The organism is Saccharothrix hoggarensis (genome assembly GCF_042678885.1).
Classification (GTDB): domain Bacteria; phylum Actinomycetota; class Actinomycetes; order Mycobacteriales; family Pseudonocardiaceae; genus Actinosynnema; species Actinosynnema hoggarensis.
Window position 1 is genome coordinate 1 of sequence record NZ_JBHTLK010000002.1, and the last position, 15,773, is coordinate 15,773.

17 protein-coding genes are annotated in these 15,773 nt (G+C 74.4%); 7 read left to right on the top strand and 10 right to left on the bottom strand.

What is annotated here, in order from left to right; all coding sequences use genetic code 11:
• Together ACFQ3T_RS00445 and ACFQ3T_RS00450 are read left to right on the top strand one after the other, a co-directional pair.
• The coding region (locus ACFQ3T_RS00445; RefSeq protein WP_380718450.1) for a hypothetical protein at positions 1-202 on the top strand (202 nt) is incomplete at its 5' end.
• An 80-nt stretch (positions 203-282) separates the two neighbouring features.
• On the top strand, positions 283-1,659 hold the full coding sequence (locus ACFQ3T_RS00450) for an amidase (RefSeq protein WP_380718452.1): 1,377 nt from the start codon (positions 283-285) through the stop codon (positions 1,657-1,659).
• Between the two features lie 83 nt (positions 1,660-1,742).
• Here ACFQ3T_RS00450 and ACFQ3T_RS00455 read toward each other — a convergent pair whose 3' ends face one another.
• From ACFQ3T_RS00455 to ACFQ3T_RS00490, 8 genes are all read right to left on the bottom strand, one after another.
• A complete protein-coding gene (locus ACFQ3T_RS00455) occupies positions 1,743-2,618 on the bottom strand; it encodes a hypothetical protein (RefSeq protein WP_380718454.1) in 876 nt (291 codons plus the stop codon).
• Between the two features lie 143 nt (positions 2,619-2,761).
• Entirely contained in the window at positions 2,762-3,931 is a 1,170-nt protein-coding gene (locus ACFQ3T_RS00460) for an SPFH domain-containing protein (RefSeq protein ID WP_380718663.1), read from the bottom strand.
• A gap of 69 nt (positions 3,932-4,000) precedes the next feature.
• On the bottom strand, positions 4,001-4,426 hold the full coding sequence (locus tag ACFQ3T_RS00465; RefSeq protein ID WP_380718456.1) for an NfeD family protein: 426 nt from the start codon (positions 4,424-4,426) through the stop codon (positions 4,001-4,003).
• Between the two features lie 39 nt (positions 4,427-4,465).
• Positions 4,466-5,275 carry a DUF3097 domain-containing protein gene (locus tag ACFQ3T_RS00470; protein ID WP_380718458.1) on the bottom strand — a complete coding sequence of 270 codons (810 nt, stop codon included), beginning with the start codon at positions 5,273-5,275 and terminating at the stop codon, positions 4,466-4,468.
• Between the two features lie 39 nt (positions 5,276-5,314).
• Positions 5,315-6,118, bottom strand: coding sequence for an aminoglycoside phosphotransferase family protein (locus ACFQ3T_RS00475; RefSeq protein ID WP_380718460.1), 804 nt, complete (start codon positions 6,116-6,118; stop codon positions 5,315-5,317).
• Entirely contained in the window at positions 6,115-6,591 is a 477-nt protein-coding gene (locus ACFQ3T_RS00480; RefSeq protein ID WP_380718462.1) for a GNAT family N-acetyltransferase, read from the bottom strand. Before ACFQ3T_RS00480 ends, ACFQ3T_RS00475 begins: the two co-directional genes overlap by 4 nt.
• A gap of 63 nt (positions 6,592-6,654) precedes the next feature.
• Entirely contained in the window at positions 6,655-7,458 is an 804-nt protein-coding gene (locus tag ACFQ3T_RS00485) for an SCO1664 family protein (protein ID WP_380718464.1), read from the bottom strand.
• 7 nt (positions 7,459-7,465) lie between these two features.
• Positions 7,466-8,032 carry a DUF3090 domain-containing protein gene (locus ACFQ3T_RS00490; RefSeq protein ID WP_380718466.1) on the bottom strand — a complete coding sequence of 189 codons (567 nt, stop codon included), beginning with the start codon at positions 8,030-8,032 and terminating at the stop codon, positions 7,466-7,468.
• 112 nt (positions 8,033-8,144) lie between these two features.
• Here ACFQ3T_RS00490 and ACFQ3T_RS00495 point away from each other — a divergent pair, with 112 nt between their 5' ends.
• Both ACFQ3T_RS00495 and ACFQ3T_RS00500 read left to right on the top strand, forming a co-directional pair.
• On the top strand, positions 8,145-10,058 hold the full coding sequence (locus ACFQ3T_RS00495; RefSeq protein WP_380718468.1) for a prolyl oligopeptidase family serine peptidase: 1,914 nt from the start codon (positions 8,145-8,147) through the stop codon (positions 10,056-10,058).
• On the top strand, positions 10,055-10,975 hold the full coding sequence (locus tag ACFQ3T_RS00500; RefSeq protein ID WP_380718470.1) for a S66 peptidase family protein: 921 nt from the start codon (positions 10,055-10,057) through the stop codon (positions 10,973-10,975). The genes ACFQ3T_RS00495 and ACFQ3T_RS00500 overlap by 4 nt, the downstream gene beginning before the upstream one ends.
• 276 nt (positions 10,976-11,251) lie before the next feature.
• On the opposite strand, the gene ACFQ3T_RS00505 is transcribed toward ACFQ3T_RS00500, so the two are convergent.
• A complete protein-coding gene (locus tag ACFQ3T_RS00505) occupies positions 11,252-11,878 on the bottom strand; it encodes an HSP18 transcriptional regulator (protein ID WP_380718472.1) in 627 nt (208 codons plus the stop codon).
• A 100-nt stretch (positions 11,879-11,978) separates the two neighbouring features.
• On the opposite strand from ACFQ3T_RS00505, the gene ACFQ3T_RS00510 reads away from it, so the two are divergent.
• Both ACFQ3T_RS00510 and ACFQ3T_RS00515 read left to right on the top strand, forming a co-directional pair.
• Entirely contained in the window at positions 11,979-12,416 is a 438-nt protein-coding gene (locus ACFQ3T_RS00510) for an Hsp20/alpha crystallin family protein (RefSeq protein ID WP_380718474.1), read from the top strand.
• A 385-nt stretch (positions 12,417-12,801) separates the two neighbouring features.
• Entirely contained in the window at positions 12,802-13,404 is a 603-nt protein-coding gene (locus tag ACFQ3T_RS00515; RefSeq protein ID WP_380718476.1) for a DUF6886 family protein, read from the top strand.
• A 7-nt stretch (positions 13,405-13,411) separates the two neighbouring features.
• Here the strand turns inward: ACFQ3T_RS00515 and ACFQ3T_RS00520 are convergent, their stop codons facing one another.
• Positions 13,412-14,377 (bottom strand): DMT family transporter, encoded by a 966-nt coding sequence (locus ACFQ3T_RS00520; RefSeq protein ID WP_380718478.1) that lies wholly within the window; start codon positions 14,375-14,377, stop codon positions 13,412-13,414.
• On the opposite strand from ACFQ3T_RS00520, the gene ACFQ3T_RS00525 reads away from it, so the two are divergent.
• Positions 14,352-15,773 (top strand): aminotransferase-like domain-containing protein, encoded by a 1,422-nt coding sequence (locus ACFQ3T_RS00525; protein ID WP_380718480.1) that lies wholly within the window; start codon positions 14,352-14,354, stop codon positions 15,771-15,773. The two genes, ACFQ3T_RS00520 and ACFQ3T_RS00525, sit on opposite strands and share 26 nt — an antisense overlap.

Consider the following 15,773-nt stretch of genomic DNA (forward strand, 5'->3'; position numbering starts at 1 on the left):
TTACCCGCCACCGCCGCCCGCCACTCCGGCACGCCGGCGGACACCCGTGCCGCAGGTCCTCCTGCTGGTGCTCGCCGTCGCCTGGATCGCCTCGCCCCTGCCGTTCCCGTGGCCGCTGCTGCGGCTCGCCGTCATCGTCCACCGGGTCGTCCGCGCGCGCCGCGAACGCCGTGCCGTCCCCGGACCGGCCGCCCACGCCTGACCCCGGCCCGACCCCCGCGGCCGACACGTCCTCGCGCGCCACCTGATCACCGGCCCCGTCCTGCCCTAGAGTCCGAACCCATGGACCTGACCGACGCGTGCTTCGCGGGCGCCGCCCGACAGGCCGACCTGCTGCGGTCCGGCGCGCTCACCTCGCGCGACCTCGTCGCCGAGTGCCTGCGCCGCATCGACCGGCACGACCGGAGCCTCAACGCGTTCCGGCTCGTGTTCACCGAACGCGCCCTCGCCGACGCCGACCACGCCGACGCCCGCCGCGCCCGCGGCGAGGACGCGCCCCTGCTCGGCGTGCCCGTCGCCGTCAAGGAAGACCTCGCCATCGCCGGCCTGCCCACCACCAAGGGCACCGCCGCCGTCGACACCCCCGCGCCCGCCGACTCCGAGATCGTCCGCCGCCTGCGCGACGCCGGAGCCGTCATCGTCGGCCGCACCCGCATGCCCGAACTCGGCCTCTGGCCCCACACCGAATCGTCCTGGGCCGGCGCCACCCGCAACCCCTGGTCACCCGACCACTCGCCCGGCGGGTCCAGCGGCGGGTCGGCCGCCGCCGTCGCCGCGGGCCTCGTCGGCGCCGCCATCGGCACCGACGGCGCGGGCTCCGTCCGCATCCCCTCCGCCTGCACCGGCCTGTTCGGCCTCAAACCCCAACGCGACCACGTGCCGCTCGCCCCCGACCGCGATGTCTGGCACGGCCTGGTCGCCGCCGGACCCATCACCCGGCACGTCGCCGACGCCGCCCTGCTCCTCGACGTCCTCGCACCCGACACCGACCACACCGCCGCCGTCACCGACACCCGCGCCCTGCGCGTCGCCGTGTCGCTGCGCACCTGGGGGCCCGGCATCCCCGTCGACCCCGAGGTCCGCGACGCCGTCCTCGACACCGCCGCCCTGCTCACCGACCTCGGCCACGACGTCACCCGCCTCGACCCCGAGCTGCACGACATCAGCGGACCCGCCGGGTTCGCCGCCCGCTACCTGCACAGCGCCGCCACCACCGAGCAGCAGCTCGACCGACCCGACCGGCTCGACGCCCGCACCCGCGCCGTCGCCACCCTCGGCCGGTCCCTGCCCGCGAGCGCCGTGCGCACCGCGCTCGCCCACACCGCCAAGCTCACCCGACGCGCCGACCGGATCTTCGACGAGCACGACCTCCTGCTCACCCCCGTGCTCACCCGCCCGCCCCTGCGCGTCGGCGAGTGGAACCGACGCCCCACCGTCGCCGCCCTGCTCGCCGCCGCCCGCATGACCACGTTCCTGCCCCTGTGGAACATCACCGGCAACCCCGCCGCCGCCGTCCCCTCCGGCCACACCCGCACCGGCCTGCCCCTGGCCGTGCAGCTCGTCGGCCGCCGCGACGACCACCACACCGTCCTGGCCGCCGCGGGCCAACTCGAACGCGCCCGCCCCTGGGCCGACCGCCGCCCACCCGCCTACAGCTGACCAACCGCCGCCCTCGAACGCTCCACCGGACCGACGCCCCCGGCCGTGCGGGGTGGGTCCTGCGGGTTGGGATCGCGGTCGGGCTACTCGGGGACCTGCCGCAGCACCTCCGCCGCGCCGTCACCCGCCCGTGCCAGCACCTCGTCGCGCACGGCGGGCCAGTCACCCGACGCCACGGCCCGCAACCGCGTGTACGCCTCCACCGTCGGGTGGGCCAGGAACGCGTCCCGCCGCAGCTCCACCGCCTCCCGCCCCCACCCCGACCGCAGGCACTCGTCCACGCCCAGGTCCACCAACCGGGTCGCCGCGCCGCGGCCGCCCGTCGCCACCAGCCCCCGCCGCACCCACTCCACCACGTCCGCCGACCGGCCCGCGTCCCGCAGCGCCGTCGCCACCCGCAGGTACTGCCAGCCCGACGACAGGTCCTTCGCCAGCACCGCCACCTGCAGGTCCACGTCACCGGTGTGCTCGGCCAGCTCCTCCATCACCCGCAGCAACGCCCACCGCTGCCGGTCGTACCGGCCGGTCTCGCCGAACCCGATCACCGGCAGCCGCTCGAACCGCGCCACCGCCTCCGCCCGGTAGGACGCCAGCCCGTCCTCGCCCAACACCGCCGCGTACGGCGCCAACCGCACCTCCGGCGGCTCGGCGAACCCCGTCTGCAACCACAGCAGCCACGCCGCAAGCTCACGCCCGTCCGGCGGCTCCGCCAGGCACGCCACCGCGTGCAGGTCCAGCACCCGGTCCACCAACCCGGCCAACTCCGCCCGGTGCTCACCGCCCTGCGCCGCCGCCACCAGCACCTCGGCCAGCTCCCGCGCCACGTCCCGCGCGCCCGGACCGCCCCGCACCAGCCCGGACAGGTCGGCCACCACCGCCGCCAACTCGTCCCACCGCGCCGTCCACGGGACGTCGACACGGGCCAGCGCTGCCGCCACACGACCGGGTAAGGCTTCCACCGCGACATCCAACCGCACACCGGCCCGCCACCACGAGACCCACCGGGCCACCCGCAGCCGCCCCGACCACCCCGAACACGCCGAAGGGCGCCGGCGACCACGCCGACGCCCCCCGCACTGCGTCCAAGATCACTCGCACCGCGTCACTCGTGCAACGAGCGCGGCGGCTCCGCCTCCCCGGCACCCACCTCGCGCGCGACCGGCCCCTGACCCAACGAATCCGGCGCCGACGCACCCGGCGACAACGGGCTCTGGCCCAGCGGGCTGGGCACCTCCTTGCGCGCCACGGCCTCCGCCGCGCGCACCGCCTCCGCCACCGCCGGGTCCGGCGCCGTGTCGAACCACTCGGCCACCGCCGGGTCGTCCTCCTCCGGCGCGGACGTCGTCGGCTGCTCGTAGGCGGGCGGCTCGTAGCGGAACACGCCGTCCTCGCCCGGCGCGCCCAGCATCTTCGCGAAGCCCTCCAACGCCTTGCCGTAGTCCGACGGCACCAGCCACACCTTGTTCGCGTCGCCCTGCGCCATCTGCGGCAACGTCTGCAGGTACTGGTAGGCCAGCACCTCCGGCGTCGGCTTGCCCGCCTTGATCGCCGCGAACACCTTCTCGATCGCCTTCGCCTGACCCTGCGCCTGCAGGTACCGCGCCGCCCGCTCGCCCTGCGCCCGCAGGATCGCCGACTGGCGCTCGGCCTCCGCGGTCAGGATCGCCGCCTGCTTCGCGCCCTCCGCCGACAGGATCTGCGCCTGCTTCTGACCCTCCGCGGACTTGATCGCCGCCTCCCGCTGGCCCTCCGCGTTGAGGATCATCGCGCGCTTCTCCCGGTCCGCGCGCATCTGCTTCTCCATCGAGTCCTGGATCGACGGCGGCGGGTCGATCGCCTTCAGCTCGACCCGCGCCACCCGGATGCCCCACCGCCCGGTGGCCTCGTCCAGCACCCCGCGCAGCTGGTTGTTGATCTGGTCGCGGGAGGTCAGCGTCTCCTCCAGGCTCATCCCGCCCACCAGGTTGCGCAGCGTCGTGGTCGCCAACTGCTCGACACCCACGATGTAGTTCGAGATCTCGTACACCGCCGCGCGCGGGTCCGTCACCTGGAAGTACACGACGGTGTCGATCGACACCGTGAGGTTGTCCTGGGTGATCACCGGCTGCGGCGGGAACGACACCACCTGCTCGCGCAGGTCGATGCGGGCCCGGACCCGGTCGAAGAACGGCACCAGGATGTTCAACCCCGGCGCGGCGGTCGTGCGGTAGCGGCCCAGCCGCTCGATCACCGCGGCCGTGGCCTGCGGGATCACCAGCACCGACTTCACCATGACGATGAGCACGAACAGCACCAGGACCGCGATGACGATCAGCGTGGTGGTCAACTCTCCAGCCTCCACTCAGGCCCCGGACAGCACCACTGCGGTCGCGCCCGAGATCTCGACAACAGTGACTTCGGCGCCGGGCTCGATGACCTCGCGGTCCAACGACCGCGCCGACCACACCTCGCCACCGATCCGCACCCTACCGCCATGTCCGTCCACAGTGGACACGACGACGGCCGTGCTGCCCACCAGGGCCTCCACGCCGGACTTGTGGCCCTGGCCCAGCGCCATCCGGCGCCTGATCGCGGGCCGCGCGCCCACCACCAGCCCCAGCGACACGATCCCGAACACGATCGCGCTGACCACCACGTCCGCGCCCAGCACCGACGCGCCCGCCGCGCCGAACGCGGCCAGACCGAGCATGACCAGCACGAAGTCGCCCGAGAGGATCTCGGCCGCCACCAGGACGACACCGAGGACCAACCAGATCAGCGCGGCCACACCCCCATCCTCCCACCCGGCGCGCCGGGGCGGGGGGTTTCAGCCCGACGCGGGGTCCGTCACGAAGTCGATCAACCGCTCGACCGCGCCGATCAGGGGCGTCTCCAGGTCCCGGAACCCCGACACGCCGGCCAGCACCCGCCGCCACCCCTCGTACGGCTCACCCCAGCCCAGCGCCGCGCACACCCCCTCCTTCCACGGCACGCCGCGCGGCACCACCGGCCACGCCTCGATGCCCACCGACGCCGGCTTCACCGCCTGCCACACGTCGACGTACGGGTGGCCCGTCACCAGCACGTGCGGGTCGCGCACGCCCTCCACCAGGCGCGACTCCTTGCTGCCCGGCACCAGGTGGTCCACCAGCACGCCCAGCCGCCGTCCCGGCCCGGTGCCGAACTCGGCGATCCGGTCGGCGAGCACGTCCACGCCGTCCAGCGGCTCCACCACGACGCCCTCGACGCGCAGGTCGTGCCCCCAGACCCGTTCCACGAGCTCCGCGTCGTGCAGGCCCTCCACCCAGATCCGGCTGTCGCGGGCCGTGCGGGCCCGCAGGCCCTCCACCCGCACCGACCCGGACGCGGTGCGCGCGGGCTTCGCGGCGGCCGGGGCCGGGCGCACCAGCGTCGCCGGCTGACCGTCCACCAGGAACCCCGCCGGGCGCAGCGGGAACAGCCGGTGCCGGCCGTGCCGGTCCTCCAGCACCACCTGCCCGTGCTCGAACCGCACCACCGCGCCGCAGAACCCCGACGCCGGGTCCTCCACCACCAGGCCGACCTCGGCCACCACCTCGGGCACCGTCTTGCGCTTGCGGCCCGACAGCACGTCGCGGCCGTAGTCGTGTGATCGCACGGCCGGCGACGTTACCGCCCCGACCCCGGCCGGGCGCGGCTACGCCGTGCGGTCCGCGCCGGACAGGTCGCCGGACTGGTCGCCGGGCGGGCGGTTGGCCGGGTGGTCGGGGAAGAACGCGGCGAACACCTCGCACCACGCCGCCAACCGGTCGCCGTCCACCACCGCGGACATCCGCTCGATGCCCTCCCGCAGGTCCGGCGAGGCGTAGGCGAAGTCGACCGCGTCCGACGCCGGGTCGCCCACGCACGGCCGCGGGTCGATCGCCACCAGCCCCCGCGGGCCCGCGTCCAGCACGTTCCGCAGGTGCAGGTCGCCGTGCAGCAACGTCGCCGGCACCCGGTCACGGGCCAGCCGCGCCGCCTTCTCGTGCGCCGCGTCGTGGTCGCCCGGGTGACGGGCGCGCAGCGCGCCGAAGATGAAGTCGACCCGCTCCGCCAACGGCGGGAAACCGTCCGGCGGCGGGATGTGCAGCGCGCGCAGCACGTCGATCAGCTCCGGACCGTCGGACGCGGGCGTGCCCGGCACCAAGCCCTCCAGCAGTAGCGCGCCGCGCGCCGGATCGGCCTCCAGCACCCGCACCATCCGCGGCGACGGCTCCCACGCCCGCAGCGCCGCGTCCTCCTGCGCCGCGATCGCCGGCTCCGGCGTCACCTTCAGCACGACCGGCTCACCGGCGCGCTCGCACAGCAGCGTGTGCGACGTGCCGCCGGAGAACGGCCGCACCACCTCCAGGCCCCAGTCCCGGGCCAAGCCCTCCACCAGCGACGGCAGCGCGTCCAGCCACCCGCGCACCCCCTCGCCGAACCGCCGCACCATGCGGTGCTCCAGCGTCGCCGTCACCGCTCGTCCAACCGGAGGATGAACTCCTCCACGTCCTCGCCCCGCCCCTCCGCGTACCCCACGTCCTCGCCGACCGCGACGAACCCGCACTTGGCCAGCACCCGCAGCGACCCCACGTTGTCCACCGCGGTCCGCGCGAACAGCGGCCGCACCGGGTCGTCGTCCAGGAACAACCGCAACGCCGCCGTCGCCAATCCCTTCCCCCAGTGCTCGCGGTCGATCCAGTAGGTCACCTCGGGTTCACCGAACTGGGTGAACCTGCCGATGTGCCCCACCACCTGGCCGTCGAACACCACCGTGCGCGTCACCGTCGACTCGTCGGCCAGGATGCGCGCCCACCGCACCAGGAACGCCGCCCGGTCGTCCGGGTCCGCCGAGGTGAACGCGGCCATCCGCACGGCCTCCGGATCGCGCTGGTGCTCGAAGAACACCAGCACGTCGGCCGCTGTCACCTCGCGCAGTTCGACGTCCACGCCGCTAGTACACCGCACGCACCCCGGCTGTCAGAAGATCCCCCACCCGGGCGATTCAGCCGGTCAGAACGCCGGCCACGGGATCGCCGGCCAGTCGTTCGACGGCTCCGGGTACACGCCCGCCGCCAGCAGCTTCTCCACCCGCTCGGTCAGCGCCCGCACCTCCGCGCGCGTCAGGTGCTCGTGCAGCCGCTCGCCCAGGTCGCCCGCGCCGCCGTCCAGGCACGACCGCAGCCGCCCCAGCGCCGCCACGGCCTCCTCCGGCAGCTCCTCGCCCAACCATCCCCACAGCACCGTGCGCAGCTTGCCGTCCGCGTGCAGGCAGATCCCGTGGTCCACCCCGTACACGCCGCCGTCCACCGAGTGCAGCACGTGCCCGCCCTTGCGGTCGGCGTTGTTCACCACCACGTCGAACACCGCCATCAGCCGCACCCGCGGGTGGTCGGCGTGCACCAGCACCGCCGGCTCCCCGTACCGGTCGTGCGCCCGCAGCACCGAACGCCACCCCGGCCGCACCTGGTCCACCGGCACGATGTCCACCAGGTCGTCGTCCTCGCGGGTCTCCACCCACAGCTGCACCATGCCGGGGCCGAACGGCCCCGCCCGCAGCACCGTCGGCGGCACCAGGTGCAGCCCCGCCGCCTCCGACACCAGGTACGTCGCCACCTCGCGGCCCGCCAGCGTGCCGTCGGGGAAGTCCCACAACGGCCGCTCGCCGCGCACCGGCTTGTAGACGCACTGCGCGCTCACACCGTCCAGGCTGATGCCGCAGAACAGCGTCGCGTTCGACGCGTCCACGAGTCGACCCTCGACCTCGATGCGACCGCGCTCCAGTAAGTCGAGTACCCCGTCGTCGCCCGGCCCCACGTCCCGCTCAGCCCTCTTCCGAGCGTCGGTAGCCGTTCTGCCGCGGGCAGACGTGCCCGTCCGGGTCCAGCGGCTCCGCGCACAGCGGACACGGCTTGCGGCCCGCGCGCACCACCCGGTCGGCGCGCTCGGCGAACGCCCGCGCCTCCACCGGGCTCAGGAACACCCGGACCGCGTCCGGGCCCTCCTCGGTGTCGTCGAGGACGACCGCCTCGTCGACCTCCTCCTCGGTGATCGCGAGCAGTTCGATGACGACCGCGCGGGACTCGGCGTCCCAGCCCAGCCCCATCGTGCCGACCTTGAACTCCTCCTCGACCGGCACCGCGAGCGGTTCGGTGTCCCGGAGGTCGTCGGGGACCACGTCGGGGACCTCCGCGCCGAACCGCCGGTGCACCTCCTCCAGCAGCGAGCCGATGCGCTCGGCGAGTACGGCGACCTGTTGCTTCTCCAGCGCCACGCTGACCAGCCGGGCCTCCTCGGAGGCCTGGAGGTAGAACGTGCGCTCGCCAGGCTGCCCGACTGTGCCGGCGACGAACCGGTCGGGCTGGCGGAATACGTGGATGACGCGTGCCATGACAACGACGACCCTAGGCCACGCGAGCAAGATCGGCAGCCCTGCCCCGGGTTAACGTCATCTCCGTCGATCGGCGCTGCCCGGGCCCCGGACGCACCGATAGGGTCGCCGCGTGGTGAAGATCGCACCGTACGGAACGTGGACATCGCCCATCGGCGCGGCAGACGCCGCCGCGGCCGGCGGGGGCCTGCACTGGGTCGACCTGCACAACGGTCGCCCGTGGTGGGCCGAGGGACGCCCCGCCGAGGGCGGCCGGGTCGCGCTGGTGCGCGACGGCGAGGACCTGCTGCCGCCCCCGTGGAACGTGCGCAACCGCGTCCACGAGTACGGCGGGCGGCCCTGGGTGGTGTTGGACACGCCTTCGGGGACGCGCGTGGCGTTCACGAACTGGGACGACCAACGCGTCTACGTGTTCGACCCCGACGACCCGCGCCCCGTGCCGCTGAGCCCCGAGCCGGAACGGCGCCACGGCTACCGCTACGCCGACCTCACCGCCGGGCCCGGCCACGCCGAGGTGTGGTGCGTGCGCGAGACCGTGACCGGCGACGCCCGCACCGACGTCCGCCGCGAACTCGTCGCCCTGCCGCTGGACGGCTCGCCGGTGCGCGTGCTGGCGGCCAGCCACCACTTCATGACCGGGCCGCGGCTCTCGCCCGACGGCCGCCACTACGCGTGGATCGGCTGGGACCACCCGCGCATGCCGTGGGACGGCACCGAGCTGTGCGTCGCCGAGGTCGGGTCGTCCGAGCACCGCGTCCTCGCCGGCGGCGAGTCCGAGGCCGTGTGCCAGGTCGAGTGGGAGGGTGACTCGCTGCTCGCCCTCACCGACCCCGACGGCTGGTGGAACCTGTACCGCATCGGGCTGGACGGCACGTCGAAGAACCTCGCGCCGTGCGCCGACGAGCTCGGCGGCCCCATGTGGCAGCTGGGCAACCGGTGGTTCGCCGCGATCGGCCCCGGCCGGTACGCCGTGCTGCGGTCCGGCGCGCTCGCCGTGCTCGACGAGCGCAGCGGCACCGTCACCGACGTCGACGTGGACCTGCCCGTGTGGCGCGCGCACCTCGCCGTGCAGGACGGTGTCGTGGTCAGCGGCGCGGCCGGTCCGCTCACCGAGTCCGCCGTGGTGTCGCTGGACCTGTCCACCGGGGTGCTGACCGAGCACACGTCCGCGGAGTCCCCGCTGCCGGTGGACTACCTGCCGGTGCCCGAGGAGCGGGTGTTCCGCGGACCCGACGGCGACGTCCCCGCCTACGTCTACCCGCCGCGCAACCCGGACTTCGCCGGGCCCGCCGACGAGAAGCCGCCGTACGTCGTGCACGTCCACGGCGGGCCCACCAGCCGCGTCGCCGCGGTCGTGAACCTCGACCTGGCGTACTTCACCAGCCGCGGCATCGGCGTGGTCGCGGTCAACTACGGCGGCTCCACCGGCTACGGGCGGGCGTTCCGGGAACGGCTGCGCGAGCAGTGGGGCGTGGTCGACGTCAACGACTGCGCCGCCGTCGCCCAGGCCCTCGCCGACGAGGGTTCCGCCGACGGCGCCCGGCTCGGGATCCGCGGCGGCAGCGCCGGCGGGTGGACGTCGGCGGCGTCGCTGACGTCGGTGAAGACCTACCGGTGCGGGATGGTCGCGTACCCGATCCTGGACCTGGCCGGGTGGACCGGCGAGGGCGGCGAGACCCACGACTTCGAGTCCCGGTACGTGGAAGGCCTGGTCGGTCCCTGGCCGGAGGCCGCCGACCGCTACGCCGAGCGGTCGCCGTCGAACCGGGTCGACCGGCTCGCCGGTCCGGTGCTGCTGCTGCAGGGCCTCGAGGACGAGATCTGCCCGCCCGAGCAGGCCGCCCGCTTCGCCACCGCGCTGGACGGCAGCGGCATCCCGCACGCCTACCTGACGTTCGAGGGCGAGCAGCACGGGTTCCGCAAGGCGGAGACCATCGTCGCCGCGCTGGAGGCCGAGCTGTCGTTCTACGGCCAGGTCTTCGGCTTCACCCCCGACGGCGTCCCGGTCCTGGAACTGCGCCGGTGACAGCCGGGTCCGCGCCCGGCCCTGCCCGGACCCGCCCGTCCGGGCAGGGCGCGGACCCCGCGGCGCGTCCGCCGCTGCTGAGGCCGGGCGACCGGGTCACCGTGGTCAGCCCGGCCGGTCCGTGCCCCGCCGAGCTCCTCGACGCCGGCGTGGCGTGGCTGCGCAAGTGGGGCTTGGACGTGCGGGTCGCCCCGAACGCCCTCGACACCCACCCGACGCTGCCCTACCTCGCCGGCGCCGACGCCGACCGCGCCCGGTCCTTCGAGCAGGCCTGGCTGGACCCGGACACGGACGGGGTCCTCTGCGCGCGCGGCGGGTACGGCAGCCTGCGCATGGTCGACCTGGTCGACTGGACCGCCGTCGCCGCCCACCGGAAGGTGTTCGTCGGCTCCAGCGACACGACGGTCCTGCACGACCGCTTCTGGCACCTCGGCATCCCCACCTGGTTCGGGCCCATGATCGGCACCAGGGCGTTCGTGGAGGACGCCGCCGCCCGCGACCACCTCCGCGACGCCCTGTTCACCGGCGTCACGTCCTACGCCGGCGTCGGCCTGGTCCCCGGAGTGGCCCGCGGCGTCGCGGTGGGCGGGAACGTCAGCCTGCTCGACGCCCGCGTCCCGCCGCCGGACGGCGCGATCGTCCTGCTGGAAGACGTCAACGAGGAGCCCTACCGGCTCGACCGGATGCTCACCGACCTCCTGCGGTCCGGCTGGTTCGACCGGGTCGCCGGGATCGTCCTCGGCTCGTGGGTCGGCTGCGGCGACGCGTCCACCGTGCTCGCCGACCGCCTCGGCGGACTCGGTGTGCCGATCGTCGCCGACGTCGCCTTCGGCCACTGCGCCGCCCAGCTCACCGTGCCCCTCGGCGTGCCGACCACGATCGACGGCACCACCGGCGCGGTGACCACGACCGGCTGACCGGTCATGCCCCCACGCCACTGGCCCCGGCGCGCCGACCCTGCCTGACGTCACCGACCTGCGGCCTGACCCGCCACGGTGTTGACGCGACCACCGCCGTAGCGGTCACCGCTGTGCACCGCCGCCGTGCGCAGGCCGCGTTCATGTCGTCACGACGCCGTGCCTCGCATGCCGACCGAGGGCTGCCGCCTTGGCGCCCCGGCCCGTCGCGTTGACGTCCTGCCGCAGGACCGGTCGCGCCTCCACGCCGGTTCGGCCGTCGCTCGCGGAGGCGGGTTACCGCCCAGGGGCTTGCCTGTCGTCCGGCGCCGCCGGGTCGAGTGGCTGGTCAAGCGGCCTGCCGAGCGGCGGGTTGCCGTTGCTGCGCGTCGTGTGGGTGTCGCGCCGCACCTCCTCCGTCCGGTCGTTGACCGCCTGGATCTCCTCGGCCAACCCCGGGTCGGTCGCGCGAATCCTGGCCAGCGCCGCCTTCAACGGCTCCAGCAGCGCCACGGCGTCGTCCTCCGCCAACGCCTGCCGCACCACCACGTCCACCCGGCCGACCTGCCCGGCCAGGCTGCGCAGGGACGCGGCGTTGTCACGCGCCCACTGCGACACCGCGCGGTCGGCGGCGCGCCTGTCCCGCTCCGCCCGCACCCGCCCCTCGGCCGTCGAGCCCAGCTCCGACGGCCGCAACCTCAGGTACCGGCGCTCGGCGGCCTGCCGACTGGCCACCCCGAGCGCGGGCGCGAGCTCGGCCCAGCTGGTGCCCAACTCGCGCGCCGCGGCGATCAGCTGCGGTTCCCACCCGGCCAGCTCCTCGCGCAGCCGCCGCAGGAGGACCAGCGCGGACAGCACCTGCCCGGCACTGAGGTCGTCTCCGGTGGCCGCCTCGCGGACGGTCTCGTAATCTCCGATCGCCATGACGTCAACCTACCGATGACGAAAGGTCTTGTCAACCTTGTGACGACGTGGTAGAAATGGTGTCGCAGCGCATTGACCCGACCAACAGGAGGTGTTCCCGATGTTGATGCGCACGGACCCGTTCCGCGAGCTGGACCGGTTGGCGCAGCAGTTCTTCAGCGGACCCGGCACCTGGTCGCGGCCCACGCCCATGCCGATGGACGCCTACCGCGCCGGGGACGAGTTCGTGGTCGAGTTCGACCTGCCCGGTGTCACGCCGGACGCGATCGACCTGGACGTGGAGCGCAACGTGCTCACCGTCAAGGCCGAGCGGCGCCCGAACCGGACCTCCGACGAGGTCGAGATGCAGCTCTCCGAGCGGCCGCTCGGCGTGTTCTCCCGCCAGCTGTTCCTCGGCGACTCGCTCGACGTCGACCGGATCAAGGCCGACTACGACTCCGGCGTGCTGACGCTGCGCATCCCGATCGCCGAGAAGGCGAAGCCGCGCAAGATCGCCATTGGCCAGACCGACGGCACCCCGAAGGAAATCAACGCCTGACGCCTCGCGCCGTCGGATACCGGATGTGCGCCGGGTCTACGGCTGGTAGGCCCGGTGCACGTCGCCCGACGAACGACAACCGACGAACGACAACCGACGAACGACAACCGACGAACGACAACCGACGACAAGCCCTCCGTCGTCCTCGCCGGCAGCGCACCACGGGGCAGGTCCGCGAGAACACCGCACACGTCGTCAACACCGCCTAGCAACCACCGCCTAGCGACCACGAGCAGCCGTGCCGGTCGACGGGCGCTTCGTCCTGGCGGTCGAGACCGAGCACCGGCTGAGACTGTCAGGGTCGGGACCGGTCGTGATGGCGGGGTGCGGCCCTGGCGGAAACCGGGTGGCCCGCGCGGGCCGATCTTCGAGAGGATCGGCGGTCATGCGACCGGCGCCGGGGGAAGTGCTCCACTTCTCCGAAGACCCGACGATCAGCCGTTTCGAACCGCACGTGGCGGCGACCGCGCGGCAGCCCGAGGCGTACGTGTGGGCGGTGGACCACGGGCGGGCGCCCGACTACTGGTTCCCGCGCCAGTGCCCGCGCGCGATGACGTGGGTCGAGCCCACCACGAGCGCCGAGGACCGGGCGTGGCTGGGCGCCGAGCGGGTGCACGTCATCGAGTACGGCTGGTTGCGCCGGGTGCAGGCGGTGCGGCTGTACGCGTACCGGTTCGACGCCCGGTCGTTCCGGCCGTTCGGCGAGCCGCCCAACGCGCACGTGGCGACCGAACCCGTCGAACCGCTCGGCGAGCCGGTGGCGGTCGGCGACCTCCTCGAACTGCACGAGCGAGCCGGGATCGAGCTGAGGGTGGTGGCGAACCTGTGGCCCTTCTGGCGACGGGTGGTGGCCACGACGTTGGGCTTCAGCGGCATCCGGCTGCGCAACGCCCTGCCGGAACCGGAACCTGAAGCCGCACCGAAACCTGAAGCCGAACCGGAACGAAGGCCAGGAGCGGGGCCGGGGGCAGGACCCGAACCGGCCTGACGCCACGTCATCGCGCAGCCGGCCCCGACGCCGTGCGGTCGAGTCGGATGCGCACGGCGATGCCGGCGCAGAGGATCACGGCGATCCCGCCGAGCACGGTCGGCCAGGCCAGCTCCTCCCGCAGCACCAGCGCCGCCCACAGGATCGTCAGCACGGGCTGCACCAGCTGCACCTGGCTCACCCGCGCCATCGGTCCGATCGCCAGACCGCGGTACCAGGCGAAGAACCCGAGGAACATGCTCACCACCGCGAGGTAGGCGAACGCCGCCCACTCGACCGGCGACGCCGAGGGCGCCTCCCGGAACGCCGACACGGCCGTCAGGCCGATCATCAGCGGCGACGACAGCACGAGCGCCCAGGACACCGTCTGCCACGACCCCAGCTCACGGGACAGCAGCCCGCCCTCCGCATAACCGATCGCGGCGGCCAGGACGGCGCCGAACAGCAACAAGTCCGACCAGTGCAGCCGCCCGAACCCGCCACCCTGCAACGACGCGAACACCAGGGCGGCGACGGCGCCGACCGCGGCCGTCACCCAGAACGACGTGGGCGGGCGTTCCCGGCCGCGGACCACGGCCATGACCGCCGTCGCCGCCGGGACCAGCCCGATCACCACGGCGCCGTGACTGGCCGGCACGGTCGTCAGCGCGTACGACGTCAGCAGCGGGAACCCGGCCACCACCCCGCCCGCGACGACGGCCAGCCTCGCCCACTGGACACCCCGGGGCAGCCGCTGCCGGGTCAGGGCGAGCGCGGCGGCGGCGAGCAGCGACGCGATCACCGCGCGGCCCGCGCCGATGAACAGCGGGGAGAGGCCGCCGACGGCGACGCGGGTGAACGGCACCGTGAAGGAGAACGCCGCCACGCCCAGCAACCCCCACCACAACCCGACCCGCGACGGCGATAGCGTTGCCGCCGGATTCAGAGTAGCGCTACTGTGTTCCGACATGGCCAACGATAGCACCGGGCGCATCGTGGCCGGTCTGCGCGCGTGGATCGACCAGGCGCCACCCGGCACGCGCGTCCCGTCCACGCGGGCGCTGACGGCCGAGTACGGGGCGAGCCCGGTCACGGTCCAGAAGGCGATGCGCGCGCTCAACGCGCTCGGGCTCATCGAGAGCCGACCCGGCGTGGGCACGTTCGTCCGCGCCACGCGCTCCACCCGCCCGCCCGACTACGGGTGGCAGACCGGCGCCCTGCGCTCCCCGCACGCCCGCCTCCCGGCCGGGTCGACGGCCATGCGCAGCGCCTCGCCCGACGCCATCGGGCTGCACGCCGGCTACCCCGACCGCACGCTCCTCGCGGAACGGCTGGTCCGCGCCGCGCTCACCCGCGCCGCCCGCGGCGACACCGCGCTGTCCCGGCCGGACGTCGCCGGGCTGCCGGAACTGCGCGCCTGGTTCGCCAACGAACTCGCCGAGGCCACCCCGGTCGGCGTCACGCCGCCCACACCGCGCGACGTCGTGGTCCTCCCCGGCAGCCAGAGCGGCCTCAGCTCGATCTTCCGCGCCCTGGTGGGCTTCGGTCAGCCGCTGCTCGTCGAATCGCCGACCTACTGGGGCGCCATCCTCGCCGCGGCCCAGGCCGGCGTGCACCTCGTCCCGGTCCCGAGCGGACCGACCGGACCGGACCCGGACGACCTCGCCCGCGCCTTCGAGGAGACCGGCGCACGCGTGTTCTACGCGCAGCCCAACTACGCCAACCCCACCGGCGCCCAGTGGCCCAGCGGGCGCGCCGCGCAGGTCCTCGACGTCGTCCGGGCGCACGGCGCGTTCCTCGTGGACGACGACTGGGCCCACGACTTCGGCATCGACACCACCGCCCGGCCCGTCGCCGCGCACGACGACGCCGGTCACGTCCTCTACCTGCGTTCGCTCACCAAGAGCGTGTCACCGGCCGTCCGCGTCGCCGCCGTCATCGCCCGCGGTCCGGCCCGCGAGCGCATCCTCGCCGACCGCGGGGCCGAGTCGATGTACGTCAGCGGCCTGCTGCAGGCCGCGGCGCTGGACGTCGTCACCCAGCCCGGCTGGCGCACCCACCTGCGGACCCTGCGCCACGAGCTGCGCGCCCGCCGCGACCTGCTCGTCGACGCCCTCGCGGAGCACGTGCCGCAGGCCCACCTCGACCACGTGCCGCCGGGCGGCCTGCACCTGTGGGCGCGCCTGCCGGACGACACCGACCTCGACCGGCTCACCCGCGACTGCGAGGCCGGCGGCGTCCTGATCGGCCCCGGCGCCGAGTGGTTCCCCGCCGAACCGTCCGGCACGTTCATTCGGCTCAACTACTCCGGCCCGGACCCGGACCGCTTCCACGACGGCGCCCGCGTGATCGGGCGCGCCCTCGCCGCCAACCGACGAGCCGACGCCTGA

Coding starts and splice junctions, on each gene's coding strand:
- ACFQ3T_RS00450 (WP_380718452.1), top strand. CDS start 283: ATGGACCTGACCGACGCGTGCTTCGCGGGCGCCGCCCGACAGGCCGAC.
- ACFQ3T_RS00460 (WP_380718663.1), bottom strand. CDS start 3,931: ATGGTGAAGTCGGTGCTGGTGATCCCGCAGGCCACGGCCGCGGTGATC.
- ACFQ3T_RS00490 (WP_380718466.1), bottom strand. CDS start 8,032: ATGGCACGCGTCATCCACGTATTCCGCCAGCCCGACCGGTTCGTCGCC.
- ACFQ3T_RS00505 (WP_380718472.1), bottom strand. CDS start 11,878: ATGGCGATCGGAGATTACGAGACCGTCCGCGAGGCGGCCACCGGAGAC.
- ACFQ3T_RS00510 (WP_380718474.1), top strand. CDS start 11,979: ATGTTGATGCGCACGGACCCGTTCCGCGAGCTGGACCGGTTGGCGCAG.
- ACFQ3T_RS00515 (WP_380718476.1), top strand. CDS start 12,802: ATGCGACCGGCGCCGGGGGAAGTGCTCCACTTCTCCGAAGACCCGACG.
- ACFQ3T_RS00525 (WP_380718480.1), top strand. CDS start 14,352: ATGGCCAACGATAGCACCGGGCGCATCGTGGCCGGTCTGCGCGCGTGG.
- ACFQ3T_RS00520 (WP_380718478.1), bottom strand. CDS start 14,377: ATGCGCCCGGTGCTATCGTTGGCCATGTCGGAACACAGTAGCGCTACT.